General features: G+C 50.5%; 11 protein-coding genes. 8 read left to right on the top strand and 3 right to left on the bottom strand.

The window, feature by feature from the left end:
* The first annotated feature begins 186 nt into the window (after positions 1-186).
* From trbL to ACP7BO_RS17255, 4 genes are all read left to right on the top strand, one after another.
* Positions 187-1476, top strand: coding sequence for a P-type conjugative transfer protein TrbL (gene trbL, locus ACP7BO_RS17270; protein ID WP_426211666.1), 1290 nt, complete (start codon positions 187-189; stop codon positions 1474-1476).
* 78 nt (positions 1477-1554) lie between these two features.
* Entirely contained in the window at positions 1555-1794 is a 240-nt protein-coding gene (locus ACP7BO_RS17265; RefSeq protein WP_426211664.1) for a hypothetical protein, read from the top strand.
* Between the two features lie 480 nt (positions 1795-2274).
* On the top strand, positions 2275-2919 hold the full coding sequence (locus ACP7BO_RS17260) for a hypothetical protein (RefSeq protein ID WP_426211662.1): 645 nt from the start codon (positions 2275-2277) through the stop codon (positions 2917-2919).
* A 263-nt stretch (positions 2920-3182) separates the two neighbouring features.
* Positions 3183-4670 carry a DNA methylase gene (locus tag ACP7BO_RS17255; protein WP_426211660.1) on the top strand — a complete coding sequence of 496 codons (1488 nt, stop codon included), beginning with the start codon at positions 3183-3185 and terminating at the stop codon, positions 4668-4670.
* Here ACP7BO_RS17255 and ACP7BO_RS17250 read toward each other — a convergent pair.
* The 3 genes from ACP7BO_RS17250 to ACP7BO_RS17240 all read right to left on the bottom strand — a co-directional run bounded on the left by ACP7BO_RS17250 (position 4624) and on the right by ACP7BO_RS17240 (position 8544).
* Entirely contained in the window at positions 4624-5334 is a 711-nt protein-coding gene (locus tag ACP7BO_RS17250; protein WP_426211658.1) for a HEPN domain-containing protein, read from the bottom strand. The genes ACP7BO_RS17255 and ACP7BO_RS17250 overlap by 47 nt on opposite strands.
* Positions 5331-6377 (bottom strand): DUF262 domain-containing protein, encoded by a 1047-nt coding sequence (locus tag ACP7BO_RS17245; protein ID WP_426211656.1) that lies wholly within the window; start codon positions 6375-6377, stop codon positions 5331-5333. Before ACP7BO_RS17245 ends, ACP7BO_RS17250 begins: the two co-directional genes overlap by 4 nt.
* An 835-nt stretch (positions 6378-7212) precedes the next feature.
* Positions 7213-8544 (bottom strand): hypothetical protein, encoded by a 1332-nt coding sequence (locus tag ACP7BO_RS17240; RefSeq protein ID WP_426211653.1) that lies wholly within the window; start codon positions 8542-8544, stop codon positions 7213-7215.
* Between the two features lie 416 nt (positions 8545-8960).
* Between ACP7BO_RS17240 and ACP7BO_RS17235 the strand changes: the two genes are divergently transcribed.
* The 4 genes from ACP7BO_RS17235 (at position 8961) to pqqF (ending at position 14736) form a co-directional block, all read left to right on the top strand.
* Positions 8961-9458 carry an Lrp/AsnC family transcriptional regulator gene (locus tag ACP7BO_RS17235; protein WP_426211651.1) on the top strand — a complete coding sequence of 166 codons (498 nt, stop codon included), beginning with the start codon at positions 8961-8963 and terminating at the stop codon, positions 9456-9458.
* 169 nt (positions 9459-9627) lie between these two features.
* Positions 9628-11310 (top strand): flavin monoamine oxidase family protein, encoded by a 1683-nt coding sequence (locus ACP7BO_RS17230; protein ID WP_060696702.1) that lies wholly within the window; start codon positions 9628-9630, stop codon positions 11308-11310.
* Between the two features lie 135 nt (positions 11311-11445).
* Positions 11446-12240, top strand: coding sequence for a carbon-nitrogen hydrolase family protein (locus tag ACP7BO_RS17225; protein ID WP_426211649.1), 795 nt, complete (start codon positions 11446-11448; stop codon positions 12238-12240).
* 48 nt (positions 12241-12288) lie between these two features.
* Complete coding sequence (pqqF, locus tag ACP7BO_RS17220) at positions 12289-14736, top strand: pyrroloquinoline quinone biosynthesis protein PqqF (protein WP_426211647.1); 2448 nt, start codon at positions 12289-12291, stop codon at positions 14734-14736.
* Positions 14737-14871: the final 135 nt, after the last annotated feature.

Genomic DNA, 14871 nt, shown 5'->3' with positions numbered 1-14871 from the left:
GAACCTTAACCTGCATTGCCCTTCTAATCGCCCTCCTAAGCGGCTGCAACGAGCAGCACAGCTCGAAGAGGCTGAAGTGTAACGACGACCCCACAGGGCTTTCGAAAACAGATCAGCAAACGATTAGAGATGCTTGCGCGCTGAGTCACAAAAACACCCAAAGCAACGACAGACAATGGTGAACGCATGAAAAAGCTCATTTCGACTCACCTACTGTTCGCAGCACTCATCAGCGCACAAGCTGCTCAGGCTGCTGACTTGGATAGCGGGAATATGCTGAACCAAATCCTAGATAGCTTCTCTGCAGTAGCCATTACCTGGCAATCCAAAATTCTTAGTGCGGCCACTTGGCTATTCTGGAGTCTGGCGCTTGTGAGCATGGTTTGGACGTATGGGTTCATGGCTCTGCGACGAGCGGATATTCAGGAGTTTTTCGCCGAAACCATAAAGTTTTTCGGAACACTAGGTTTTTTCTGGTGGCTACTGATAAATGGACCGGCCATATCTATATCCATGATCAACACCATGCGCAACATCAGTGCCGAGGCTTCAGGTCTCGGTAATGGCCTTTCCCCATCCGGGATCGTCGACATTGGTTTCAGCATCTTGTCGAAAGTCAGTGAATCAGCATCCCTGCTGTCTCCGGTTGTTTCTGCGGTTATGCTCGTGGCTGCAATCGTGGTGTTAATAGTCCTAGCCCTCATTGCAGTGAATATGTTGCTGCTACTAGTATCTGCATGGCTTCTGGCATACGCCGGCGTTTTTTTATTAGGGTTCGGGGGAAGCCGTTGGACCTCAGATATTGCGGTCAGCTTTTACAAAGCAGTACTCGGTATTGGTATTCAGCTTTTCACAATGATCCTGCTAATAGGCATCGGGAAATCTTTCATAGACCAGTACTACACAGCGTTTAAGGCCGGAACGCCCGACTTGAACAGTTTGTGCGTCCTGCTAGTAGCATCTGTTGTTCTGCTCACCCTGGTAAACAAGTTGCCGCCTATGCTTGCTGGGATAGTGGGTTCAGGAGGGCAATCATCCGGCATCGGCAGCTTTGGGGCTGGGGCGGCCATAGGGGCGGCAACGATGGCAGCATCCGCAGCCGCCTCTGCAGGTGCCTCTGCCTTGGCTGGTGCCACACAGGCGACTGGAGGTATGTCTGCGCTGTCAGCGGCGTTCAAATCCGCACAGATGAGCATGGCTTCCACGGAGACTGACAGCGGAGGGTTCGACTTTGGAGGAACTCAAGAGTCAAACAATGCCGCTGGAGGTGGTTCCTCAAGCTTTTCGGAGGCTATGGGAAATGGAGGCGGATTTACCAACGCCCCGGATGGTACGCATACTCAGCACAGCTCGGCAGCGAAAACTGAGCCTCCAAGCCATATACCTTTATTTAATGGTGACAGCGTTGGAGCCGGGAATATCGAAAGTGATAACGAGGTGCAGGACTTCGTGAACAAAAAGCCGTATCAGCATTAGACCTTCGATATTACTAGCTATAGTCTTGAGCAAAATAAGTTAATTCACGGCCATCAGTCCACCAAGAGAACCCTTAAAATGAAAATTGACGACAGCCCGTTCGCGCCAATCTTTCTCGATGAGGATGACGATAAACCGCTAGAGTTGCCGCTAATGGTCACGCGTTGCACGCTCCGATCTACGGGACTTCTAGAAAAAACCCTCAAACATTTAAACCCTATGCCAGTACCACATAGCAATGTGATAGCACCAGATGAAGATGAGCATTCTGACCAACTCAACAGATTTCCTGGCATGCAGGCTCAGGACTATGAATGAGAGTGAAACTTGGACCGTAACATGCCAAGATGCTGCAGATGAGAGTGGTAACCTAATAGTCGATTTACCAGCAGAGTTACTTACTATGATGGGCTTAACTCTTGGGAGTGAATTAACCATCGAGATTATTAATGGCATTATAGTTTTGAAACCTATCCGCAACTAGCTTATACATACGGAATACACACTTGTGCAAACAAACAACAACTATATAGCACTATAAAACCGAATTTGTATCTCACATGCAAATAATTAATCCTGCACTAGCGACCCGAGAGCCTTCTGTGTGCCGCTCAGACAGCTCTACCAAATACAACTAGCATTCCCCATTAAACTAACATAGTCTATCAGCCATAAAATACGAAATAAATCGTTAGTTTAAAGAATAGCTGCTGCTGAAGAAATCTAGACTAGCCAAACCGCACTACATCTTTCACCAGCCTAAAAATAATACAAAAAGCAACCTCAACCGGTCATCTCATGAAAATCACTGATTTTAAACCAGAACATCTACTTGAATACTCTGATTGCCTGGCCTCCTATGACTGGATCTCTTATGGCCCAGGCACCTCCCCCTCTGCTTATCTAGAATTTGCACGTAAAGATTTTGAAGAATCTGATGGAGAGAGATCCTTAATAAACGCCGTCGGCAATGCTAAGCGTGCCTTCCATAAAAGTGTGGAAATACTTTGTGAAAATCTAGGCTTTGAGCTAATCCATAAAAGAAAAAAACTTGGTTTCGACATAAAACTTAATCACATCGCAAAGTGCGGAATACTATCCGCTCGGATATTATCAAAACTCAATAAAACCCGCAACAAAGTAGAACACGACTATTACATTCCTACACTAGTCGAAGTCGAAGACTATTTAGACATTGTAGAACTATTTCTCTTTGCGATGGGTAGGGTCCTTGAAAGATTCCCAACAGAAATTGAATTCGAGCTTACAAACAACAACCCTCCTAACAATACACCTAAGTTCCCGACAAGCTTTAAATTTCAGATAAACCTTAAATCCATGGATTTCTGGCTAACACATGACAACGAGACACTAGAAAGAAAGATATCTGATCCCGATTACTTTATATGGTTAAAGTCGATTTATGGCGTATACTTCAATTAGCCACACCTCAAAATATGCTCACCCCGACAATGTTTGGACTTCAATTTTCATGTAACTTATGATCTATCAAAGCTCGCACCATATAATTCAATTTAAGCTCACACACCAAAAATACAGAAACCTAACCAGCCACAAATAAGCAGTTATAACCTGCTTACTCCGCTTATCACGATTCATGAAGCTACATAATATATCTCGCTAGTCTGCGTCTCACGACAGAAGTAATCTGACCAAGAGGTTTATGCAGAAATTAAGAAAAGGCAATGGTGATAATTGACAAGCGGCTCAATGAATCCGACAGAGGTCTGTCGGATCTATGTCGTTTGGCTCGCTGGAAGCGCTCAAAGCAGGGTAGAATCCCGAGTGGAACCTCTTGTAGCCTTCTTGCTGTGAAAAATACGTTGCCACATTATCCTCAAATAGCTAACCCCAAACGATATCTGGACTCTGCAGAGGCGGAAGGCAGAAAACTGTTCCCTTACTACGCAGGCTTCTCCGACGCATTTGTTGAAAGCACGCTGGAATCGATTTGTCTACCGAATAACGCCAAAATTTTTGACCCTTGGAATGGTAGTGGCACCACTACGACGACGGCACTTAAACGGGGCTTCGAAGCAGTAGGTTCTGATCTGAATCCGGCGATGATATTAGTCGCAAAAGCATCGCTCGTTTCCAGTCTTGAATTAGAGAACTTGCTGCCCATAGCGCATTCAGTAATTAAAAGTCAAAGCCCAGCATCTAAAAAATCTGAAACAGATCCATTATGTAATTGGTTTGACCCACAATCCGCATTGGCTATAAGAACAATTGAGTCTAGCATCAATCGGACGCTAGTATCTCCTTCTACATATTTAGAGCTAAGCACAGCAGAAGCACTCGATAAGGTCACGCCCATAGCTGCGCTATTCTATTTGGCACTTTTCAGAGTAACACGACGCCTTACTCAAAACTTCGTAGCCTCTAATCCAACTTGGATAAAGGTTCCGAAAAATGCTGCAGACAAAAAACATGTTACAACACAATGTGTTACTAGCCTATTTACGAAAGAAATAGAGTTACTTCTTTCACAGTACAAAAAACGCCTCTTCGCAAGCAAGGTTGATCCAAACCGACTAAACTTGATCCTTTCCAATGCTGAAAACCTTCCGCTCTCAACTGATTCTATTGATGCAGTGATTACCTCTCCTCCATACTGCACTCGAATTGACTACGCAATAGCAACATATATTGAGTTAGCTGTTATTGGGATAGGTGGCGTCCAGTTTAAACAGCTTCGTCGCTCACTCACTGGAAGCTCAACCGTTCAGAAAAGCAACATAGAAATACGGGCTGAGTGGGGCCGTGAGTGTAAGTTTTTCCTGGATGCATTGCGCGAACACCCATCCAAAGCTTCTCAAACTTACTACTTGAAAAATCACCTCCAGTACTTCGACTCACTTTATAAATCCCTGAGCGAAATATCGAGAGTATTGAAGCCTGAAGCACCATGCATTATTGTCGTGCAAAATTCATACTATAAAGAAATCAGAAATGACGTTGCACTAATAATCAGTGAAATGGCAGAAAGCTTATCATTAAAACCGACTCATCGAGCAGATTTTAGCTCATCTCGCTCGATGGTCGACATGAATACCAACTCTAAAAAATATATAGCAAAGCGTTCCACCATTGAGAGCGTATTGTTTTTTAATAAAAAAACCACTTTCAACCTGCAGCCTTCTCTTGATAGCCAGCCCTATACTGCAACTTAACAAAACGAAGCTCCAGCGCATGCTCCTCGATCACATCCAGGAAATATGAACATGCGCTATATAACACACTTAATCTAAGTTCTAAATCTTTCACTGATAACCCTTTACCGGCCTCAGTGGCTGTTTCTCGCCCATGCGCAACCGCATTACGCTTTTCTGTGATTTCATTCAGATACCCTATCTCACTTTCGCTAATCGTCGCAGGCTTGCTTATTCCTAGACACAGGAATATTTCAAGTACTGTTTTCGGATATACATTATGCAAAAAACCGCCAAAAACCGTGTCAGGTATGCTGCAAACTATTTCAGAATCTACTCCTACGAAAATAGCCCTTCTAGCTTCCCACTTTCTTCTTTCAGCGCCCCCTCTAGCAGACTCCAGCTGTGAGTTAAGAGCAATTGAATAGAGAGACGACTCTAAATGTTTAGTACTGACTTTAAGTCCACACATGTGATTTATGAAGCATTGAACACCATGAGTAACTGCATACTCTATCGCACCATACAGCGAGACATACATCAGCCCTCTTAGCGCAGAAGACAGAGGCGTTGGTGGTCGTGGAACACCTTCTTGAGGCTCCTCATTTTTAATATTAACCAGCAGCTCTCGAGCCTCTGCCAATCGACTATTCGCACCCTCCCTGACATATTTACAGATTGTCATATAGCATCTCTTACATACTCAATTCTACCCACAACATACTTCTTCTGATTAGACCCTGCCCCTGTATAAGTTTTAAGTGTTTTATCATCAATTAAGTCCGGCAGCTTGACCGGATCAACAGCCTTGCCTTTCCTTAACGCTAAAGCCACGCCTACCGAAAAGGCTTCATACAAATTTACTGGGGTGACCGCTCTACCTCTTGAAATACCCTTCGGGAAGGCCTTATGCAATATATCTATAGTCTTATCAAAAAGAGCTTTATCTGCAACACTCACACCAACATGACGGTTATCATTCATATACCCATTAAGAAAGTCCTTCACTAAATGATTAAAGTTACTATAATTATTTAAATATGCAAAAAACCGCAACACCAACTCTTCATAAGTACCATTCAATCCTTTACTATCCTGAACTCTAACAACACTTCTAAACACCGGACATGCCGCTAAAAGCTTTATATCATCATTAAACTTACCTCGATAAACACAGTTCCTTATTTCCTGCGCAGTAAGGGATACCCCCCCCGTATTTAGCCGTTCAAACAGGTCAAATCTTACAGCAAGATCACTCCTATCATTTAAAACAGTAACTCGGATAGGACGCGTCAAGAACTGTAGCTGTATTGACTTAGGTAAATCCTGAAAGCTCACGCCATTGAAGTTATCTAGCTTCTCTAGATTTTTTACAACAAGGGGCGTATCTTTGTTGATTTTATCGAGAAGCCCTTCGGTACCTACAAAATGACTAAGAGAGCCAAGCCTCTGTACTCCATCGACTACCTCCCATGTTGAATCGGTGTTAGTTGCCATAAACAAACTCGGAACCGGAATCCCCAAAAAAACCGATTCAATAAGAACCGACTGCCGATTTGAATCCCAAATAAACTGTCGTTGGTATTCTGGCGGAACAAATACATCTCCTGACTCCACCATATCTAAAATTTGCCTAACCGAAAGGTCGTAACTATCGAAAGACACAGTTTTGCGTTTACTCTCAAGCTGACTCTGTATTGCGCTAATTTGCTTGGATGTAAGCGGCATTCATCAACCTCCATTTTGGTATTTAATTTCGTCGATCATTCTCTCATGAGAATCAAATTCATTTCAGCTCGAATCTATCCCTTAGCAGATCTGCCAGCGGGTGCTAGCTCGGACACTCACGAAGAAATGCAAAACTGATAGCAGTGGCAAAAAAACGAAAAAATCGACGGAGCTTCACCTCCTCCTGTGCCTAATCACGAGCCTCCCCCCAAATAAAGCGACCTCGCGGGTACACTAGAGGTACAGCACCTAGTTTCTATCACCTCCGCTAGGCTCCGTTACACATCAATATCCACGCTGCTTTGACTTGTTTAACCTGTGCTTACCTATGTACGATCCCGTTAGGCTTGCAGCGTCACTTGCCAACTCATAATCCCTTGGTCGTAGGTTCGAGTCCTACTGGGCCCACCATACTCAAAGCCGCGCATTGCGCGGCTTTCGTGTTTTTGCATGAGCCCTGGCGTTAGTTCTGCGCTCCAGAGGTTAAGTACAGGCTCGCCGGCCTCCTTAGAACACCGCTCATGGAAACTCTCGTCAAAGCTCCTTTCGCCATCTGGAAGGCTCTGATTCGCAAGCCGGGTGGCAACCTTTCGCACCGAAGACAGCATGACCAGAGGTGCGAGCATCCAGGCGCAACGGCTTAGAGCGTACGTGCGCCGCCCTAGCAATCTTTACACGCATAACAACCTCACCTACCTTGATGGCCCCGTGACAGTCCATCAGATTCGGGCGATGAAATAAGAATACTGAAGAGCCCGCCATATATATGACAGGCTCTTATCTACACTCAGCAACTCACACTACAAGGCTGAGTTATTGTTAAACTACACAGGTCTTAACTTTGATAGCGCAATACAACCCCCATGGAATCCGAAACCCCACCAACGACAATCTTGTTGTTCTGCAGCTGAACCGTGTAAGCGCCTGCTACTTCATTGCCTAATCGCGTGCGCACCCAACCGAGCCCCGAGTTGAATGAACTGTCCAGACTACCCGAATTATCAAAACGGGCAATAACGATATCAAAGTCAAATGAGTCTACAAGCTTGTCGATTGCACCCACGACTACCAGCTTCCCGTCAGGTTGATAAGTACAGTTTTTCCAAAGCGTCCCGCTTTCACCCAAACGTGTATTAAGGGGGGTACCAAAATTAAAATCAGGGTTCATCTGGCCATTTTCTTCCAGCATTAATAGCTGACCGACATAAGGCTCATAAATAGAACCACCGAGCCCTAAAACACCCCCAGCGTCCAACGGAACCATTACTTCTACGCGATCCCCACCGGGAAGGACTTCATCCTGAAACACTATTTGAAACCCGTCCGGGCCGAATGTGTTATCCGGCACACCCTGTGCCGTATAGCGCGCAATAAAAGAATTAAGCGGGGAGGAGTCAAGACGGTTAACACCACCGCACACTAAATACCGGCCTGCTGAATCAATCGTTACATTGGTTACTTGTGTCTGACCCGACTTGTAACCGGGAGCCATGACAGCTAAATAACCGGTAGCGTTGAACTCTGTGTCCAGAGAGCCATTAGAGCTGAGCTGGATGACCATGCCGTAGCTTGGGGCAGGTCCTCTGAAGAAATAATGGGAAAACAGAATTTTCCCATCATTCAGCAGGCTGGCTGCGCCGACTTTCAATGGTGCAATAGTGCTTTTAACCGCCTTCTGCTCAGAATCGCTTTCTGATGAGAAATGTGTGCCCGGCGGACCGGGAAGTAACACTACAACTTTACCACTGCCACTTTCGCCAAATGTCGGTTCAATATTGCCCCGTTGGTCAAACTTGGCCAGTGCCGGATAAATATCGAGACCAATACGGGAGGACCCAATCAGTAGCAGCTTTTCATCGTGAGACCAGACAAGCTGCGCGGCATAGGAGTCTTCGACTGCTGCACCAAAGGTACCAATGACAAAACCCTTGTTACCAAAATCTTGATTAATGCTCCCGCTGGATTCTAAAGCCGTGATGAAAAATCTTGAACCAGTTTCCGTATCCGCCGTTCCGCAAACATACAGGGAGTCGTCCTGACCATTTATGACTCCCGTAACGGTAGAGTAAAAGGCACCTGGCACCTCAATGGTTGCAATGCCACCTATTCCAAAGCTGGTATCCATATCACCCGGACTTGTATGGGTAATCGCTTTTTGAGTAACCATTTATATATTCCTCAATTAATGGCCGCCTGCTATTTCCAAAGAAATAGAGATTGCCGGTTATGAACAGATTCGATGTTGCGATAATCAGTATCGACGACGTTTTTTTATTTGGATACGGGGCGCACGCACCTAAAATGTTTTCTTATATGTCAATAGCAAGAGTGATTATTGTCGCGACGCCCGGTACAAATATAAGTACTGGACGTTGTAGTTTTTCAGGTAATTAAATTCAACGTTACATATTTAGCGAAAAGTGCCTAATCCGAACTTACCCCTCCAATAAACTGCCGATACACGCTTACAACTTCTATATATTTCTTCGTATGATCGACAGAGTCATTATCTTCGTGGTTATAACTGTCGTTTGATGAACATATGAAGAACCGTGTCCAGACGTAGGCTGCTAACGAGAGGCCATGTACCATGACCGCCCGCGCCACTCATGTAACAGGAGCCCCCCCTTGTCTGATGCCCACCCGCATGCACTGGATGAAATCGACCGTCAATTGATTGCGGCCTTGCAGCTCAATGCCCGCGAAAGCGTGGCGATGCTGGCGCGCAAGCTGGGGATTGCGCGCACTACAGTGACCTCTCGTCTGGCGCGGCTGGAGAAAACCAGAGTGATCACAGGCTACGGCGTACGTTTGGGGCAGCGACTTATTGATGGTGGCTTGCAGGCTTATGTCGGCATTACCGTGCAACCGCGCTCGGGTAAAGAGGTCGTCAGACGCCTGAGCAGCATGAGCCAGGTGCAGCAACTGTGCGCTGTCAGTGGCGAATTCGATTACGTGGCCTGGCTACGCAGCGACTCTCCCGAGCAGCTGGATCAATTGCTGGATCAGATAGGCAATGTCGAAGGTGTTGAAAAAACCACCACCTCGATCATTCTCAGCAGCAAAGTCGACCGCGGGTGACACTTACCCCTGCCAGACACATCACTATGTAGTCTTTATTCGTCATAATGACTAAAAATTAGTCATAACGACGACACATTGCGCCTTATTAACGTGTTCTGCGCTCCCTATCATGGTGCCTGTCTTTTCCTATACTCAGCGTTGAACGCGGGTCGCCAGCAGGTCAGCCATGAACAAAAATAATCGCCACCCTATCGACGGAAAAAAACCCATTACCATCTTCGGCCCGGACTTTCCGTTTGCCTTTGATGACTGGATCGAACACCCGGCTGGCCTGGGCAGTATCCCTGCGGACAAATTGGGGTCCGAGGTGGCCATCGTCGGCGCTGGCATGGCCGGAATGGTCGCCGCATACGAACTGATGAAACTGGGCCTCAAACCCGTAGTGTATGAAGCCTCGAAAATGGGTGGGCGCCTGCGTTCACAAGCCTTTGAAGGTACTGAAGGGGTAATCGCCGAGTTGGGCGGCATGCGTTTCCCGGTGTCTTCAACCGCGTTCTACCATTACGTCGACAAGCTGGGGCTGGAAACCAAACCGTTTCCCAACCCGCTGACACCCGCTTCGGGCAGCACTGTGATCGATCTGGAAGGCCAGACGTTCTATGCCCAGAAATTGGCGGACCTGCCTGCACTCTTCCAGGAAGTCGCTGACGCGTGGGCGGATGCGCTCGAATCGGGTTCGCGCTTTGGCGATATCCAGCAAGCCATCCGCGACCGTGACGTACCACGCCTCAAAGAGCTGTGGAACACGCTGGTTCCACTGTGGGACGACCGCACGTTCTACGACTTTGTAGCCACATCCAAGGCCTTCGCCAAACTGTCTTTCCAGCACCGCGAAGTGTTTGGCCAGGTCGGCTTTGGTACCGGCGGCTGGGACTCCGATTTCCCGAACTCGATGCTCGAAATTTTCCGGGTAGTGATGACCAACTGTGATGACCACCAGCACCTGGTCGTCGGCGGCGTCGAGCAAGTCCCGCTGGGCATCTGGCGCCATGCGCCTGAACGCTGCGCCCACTGGCCCGAAGGCACCAGCCTCAGCTCATTGCACAACGGTGCACCGCGTACCGGGGTCAAAGCCATCTCCCGCGCCCCTGACGGGCAGTTTTGCGTCACCGACAACCTGGGGGTAGTCCGCTCCCATGCAGCCATTCTGGTCACCTGTCAAAGCTGGCTGCTGACCACCCAGATCGAATGCGAAGAGTCGCTGTTTTCGCAAAAGGTGTGGATGGCACTGGACCGTACGCGCTACATGCAGTCCTCGAAAACTTTTGTCATGGTCGACCGCCCGTTCTGGAAAGACAAAGACCCGCAAACCGGCCGCGACCTGATGAGCATGACTCTCACCGATCGCCTGACCCGCGGTACCTACCTGTTCGATAACGGAGACGACAAGCCCGGGGTTATCTGTCTGTCGTACTCGTGGATGAGTGATGCGCTGAAAATGCTTCCTCACCCCGTGGAAAAGCGCGTCAAACTGGCACTCGACTCGCTGAAAAAGATCTACCCCAAGGTGGATATCGCCAGCCGCATCATCGGCGACCCGATCACCGTGTCGTGGGAAGCCGATCCGCACTTCCTTGGCGCCTTTAAAGGCGCGCTGCCGGGGCACTATCGCTACAACCAGCGAATGTACGCCCACTTCATGCAGCAGGATTTACCCGGCGAGCAACGCGGAATTTTCATTGCCGGCGATGATGTGTCATGGACCCCGGCATGGGTAGAGGGTGCGGTACAGACCTCCTTGAACGCGGTATGGGGCATCATGACCCACTTCGGCGGCAGCACCCATGCCGAGAATCCAGGGCCGGGCGATGTGTTCCACGAAATCGGCCCGATTGCCCTGCCGGATTGACCATCCTTGTGATGATCGTGTATCCCCAGGGTCTGAATTGATCCAAGGCTTATTCACGTCCGGCTTGCCAGCGATTGCATCAGCGCCGTCGAGCCAGACTCCTGGGAAAGGTCAGCATTCACACCGGAGAACCCCATGCGCATCGCACTTTATCAATGTCCGCCCCTGCCGCTGGATGTCGCGGGAAACCTTCAGCGCTTGAGTGAAACTGCGCTGCAATCCGAAGACGTCGACTTGCTGGTCCTGCCGGAAATGTTCCTCACGGGCTACAACATCGGTGCCAGAGCCGTGGAGAGCCTCGCGCAAACCCACGACGGCGATGCTGCGAAACAAATTGCCGAACTGGCCAAAGCCACGAACATGGCGATTGCGTACGGCTACCCCGAGCGCGGTGCCGACGGGAAAATCTACAACAGCGTGCAGTTGATCGACGCCCACGGCAAAAGCCTGTGCAACTACCGCAAAACCCATCTTTTCGGGGACCTGGACCACTCCATGTTCAGTAAAGGCCCCGACGCCTTCCCGGTGTTCGAACTCAATGGCTGGAAACTGGGCCTGCTGATTTGCTACGACCTGGAATTCCCGGAAAATACCCGGCGCCTGGCCCTGGCCGGCGCCGAATTGATTGTGGTACCCACCGCCAACATGGCGCCCTATGACTTTATCGCCGATGTCACCGTGCGCTGCCGTGCCTTCGAGAACCAGTGCTATGTGGCCTACGCCAACTATTGCGGACATGAGGGCAGTATTCATTACTGCGGCCAAAGCAGTATCGCCGCCCCCAATGGCTTGCAGATTGCGCTGGCCGAACATGACGAAACCTTGATTAGCGCTACGCTGGAACGCCAGCAGCTGCTTGACGCTAAAACCGGAAATTTCTACCTGGCCGACCGCCGCCCCGAACTTTACAACGAGCTGAGCAAGCGCTAATTGCCAGTAATCCGCTAGCATGAGCGCTTCTCTGTTCCGGAAGTGCCCATGCCTGCGCTGAACCACCCCCACACCCAACGCTCGACCCTGAACAACGGGCTGACGCTTTCTGTGCGCCATGAGCCGCGCCTCAAGCGCTGCGCGGCCGTATTGCGCGTAGCCGCAGGCAGTCACGATGTCCCCGCCGCCTGGCCTGGCCTCGCGCACTTCCTGGAGCACTTGCTGTTCCTCGGCACCGAGCGTTTCCCGGCACAAGACAACCTCATGGCCTACGTGCAACGCCACGCAGGTCAAGTGAATGCCAGAACCAGTGAGCGTCATACCGACTTCTTTTTTGAGCTGACACCCGAGGCCTTTGCCGGTGGCGTTGAGCGTTTATGCGACATGCTCGCGCATTCATCCATGACTCTGGATGACCAGCTACGCGAACGCGAAGTACTGCATGCCGAATTTATCGCCTGGGCTCGCGAACCCTCCACACAACGCCAACTGAAACTGTTGCAGCACCTGAACCCGGCACATCCGCTCAGGGCTTTTCATGCCGGCAACCGCTACAGCCTGCCAATCCCTCGCCCGAGTTTTCAGCAGGCGCTGCAGGACTTTTACCAACAGTTCTATCAAACCGGGCAAATGAGTCTGAGCCTGACGGGCCCGCAGTCCTTAGACCAACTGACCGCACTGGCAGAACACTGCAGCGCCGAACTGCGCTGCGCAGAAACCGTCGCACAAGTCGCGCCCCCGGCATTGATGGCTGACGCCAGGCAGGGCTACCAACATATCGACGGCCAGCACTTGAACCTGATGTTCGCGTTCGAGCATCTGCCGCCCGCCTCTAGCCAGGCTCTGGACTTCCTGTGCCACTGGATCAATGCCGATAAACCCGGCGGCCTGATGGCACAGCTACGCCAGCAGCAACTGATCACTGGCCTGAAAGCTGCTGTGCTGTATCAGTTCAAGGGTCAGGCACTGCTGCAAATTGAGTTCAGCGCAGCGGCCGAAATCACTCAAGACGCCACACAGATAAACGAGATGTTCTACGACTGGCTGGCGTTCTTCAGCGCCCAGCAAGACTGGCCGGCTCTGCGCGAAGAGTTTCATTTACTGCAACAGCGTCAGATGGACGTCTGTGGCGCAATGGAACTGGCCCGCCTGGACTGCGAGCAGCGCGAGGTGCAGTTGTCGGATCAAGCCGTGGCGGCCCTTAAAGCCATGCTGGCACAGATGCAGCCCGGGACCATCTTCACCCGCCTGCACGCCTGGCAACTGCCAACACCCAATCCATTTCTCCTTGCACCTAAAGAGCCGGTCAGTGCCGGCCTGATTCGTGGACAAACCAGCGCTCACCGGGGCTTGCGCACCTTCGCTCAGGATCGCTTGCGCAGTCGCCGCGATCTGTCTGCGATGAGCTTCAGCACGGCGGTTCCTGCCCATAACGGCGAAGCTGCGATTTACCTGCGCTGGCGTCTGCGGGCAATCCCCGCAGAAGGCGTGCTGCCACTCTTGGAAACAGGCCTGCGCTCGCTGCAACAGGATGCCCGCCAGGCCGGAGTTGAACTGTCCTTCAGCGCTTGCGCCAATGACTGGCTGCTGAAATTGCACGGCTTTCATATGCCCATGCCAGCCATCCTCGAACACGCCCTGCGCGTACTGGGCACGCCGCCGACCGTGCCATTGAGTAGCCCCCCACGCGCCCCTTCCTTGATGCCCATTCGCCAATTGCTCAAGCGCCTCCCCGAGGTCTGCCAGACTCGCAGCGAATACGCGGTCGGGGACCTGGAGCAGTGCTGGGCCACAGCACAGTGGGACGGGCTGGCCGTCGGCTTGCCAGCCGCCACGCAGTCCCTGATTACGCCCGTATTGGCCAAAGTCCCCGGCACCCCGGATGCCCGGCTCACGCAATCGCTCGAACCTGCGAGCCGGCACCTCTGGCATACCGAGCCCTGCGATTCCAGCGAGCAGGCCCTGCTGTTGTTTTGCCCTGCTCCAATGGGCAATCTCGCTGACGAAGCCGCCTGGCGCATGCTTGCCCATATCGCGCAAACCCCGTTCTATCAGCGGCTACGGGTCGAGCTGCAATTGGGCTACGCCGTGTTCAGTGGCCTGCGCCAAATCAATGGGCAAACCGGCCTGCTGTTTGGCGTTCAATCGCCTCACGCCTCGACCGCTGAAATCCACGGCCACATCCAGAGTTTTCTCGACGATTTGCCGAAATTAGTCAGCGCGCTGGATGAAACTTCTTTCACACAAGCACGCGATACTTTGGCACGACAATTCTCGAGTGAGTCACTGGGCGTGTCGCAGGCCGCTGAGCTGTTATGGCAGGCCAGACTGGCAGGTCACCCGTCGGATTACCTCACAGGCCTCTACGCCGCGCTTATAGCGCTTGAGCAAGACACTACACTCAAGGCTGCACAGCAAATCAATCAGGCTGATAGCGCTCGTGTGTGCCTTGCAACACACGCCGCGACTGAAACGTTTTATCGAGGGAGAAGCTGATCGTTACCGTACGTGCAACGAGCTTTTTCCGACATTGGGCGTTCAACAACTGTCTAATTGAGTAAGATAGCCACCTAAGCATTTGCACAACGCCTTCGGGAGTTGTACTAAGTTAGAGATCCCACCCACCACCGC

Origin of the sequence: Pseudomonas sp. TWR2-1-1, from assembly GCF_049897045.1 — a bacterium.
GTDB classification, from domain to species: domain Bacteria; phylum Pseudomonadota; class Gammaproteobacteria; order Pseudomonadales; family Pseudomonadaceae; genus Aquipseudomonas; species Aquipseudomonas versuta.
Note: the sequence above shows the minus strand (reverse complement) of the source record. Positions and strands in the feature narration are given on the sequence as shown.

Bases quoted from the DNA above. Each gene is read 5' to 3' on its own strand.
- pqqF (WP_426211647.1), top strand. From the start codon at position 12,289: ATGCCTGCGCTGAACCACCCCCACACCCAACGCTCGACCCTGAACAAC.
- ACP7BO_RS17260 (WP_426211662.1), top strand. From the start codon at position 2,275: ATGAAAATCACTGATTTTAAACCAGAACATCTACTTGAATACTCTGAT.
- trbL (WP_426211666.1), top strand. From the start codon at position 187: ATGAAAAAGCTCATTTCGACTCACCTACTGTTCGCAGCACTCATCAGC.
- ACP7BO_RS17265 (WP_426211664.1), top strand. From the start codon at position 1,555: ATGAAAATTGACGACAGCCCGTTCGCGCCAATCTTTCTCGATGAGGAT.
- ACP7BO_RS17235 (WP_426211651.1), top strand. From the start codon at position 8,961: ATGTACCATGACCGCCCGCGCCACTCATGTAACAGGAGCCCCCCCTTG.
- ACP7BO_RS17250 (WP_426211658.1), bottom strand. From the start codon at position 5,334: ATGACAATCTGTAAATATGTCAGGGAGGGTGCGAATAGTCGATTGGCA.
- ACP7BO_RS17230 (WP_060696702.1), top strand. From the start codon at position 9,628: ATGAACAAAAATAATCGCCACCCTATCGACGGAAAAAAACCCATTACC.
- ACP7BO_RS17255 (WP_426211660.1), top strand. From the start codon at position 3,183: ATGGTGATAATTGACAAGCGGCTCAATGAATCCGACAGAGGTCTGTCG.
- ACP7BO_RS17245 (WP_426211656.1), bottom strand. From the start codon at position 6,377: ATGCCGCTTACATCCAAGCAAATTAGCGCAATACAGAGTCAGCTTGAG.
- ACP7BO_RS17225 (WP_426211649.1), top strand. From the start codon at position 11,446: ATGCGCATCGCACTTTATCAATGTCCGCCCCTGCCGCTGGATGTCGCG.
- ACP7BO_RS17240 (WP_426211653.1), bottom strand. From the start codon at position 8,544: ATGGTTACTCAAAAAGCGATTACCCATACAAGTCCGGGTGATATGGAT.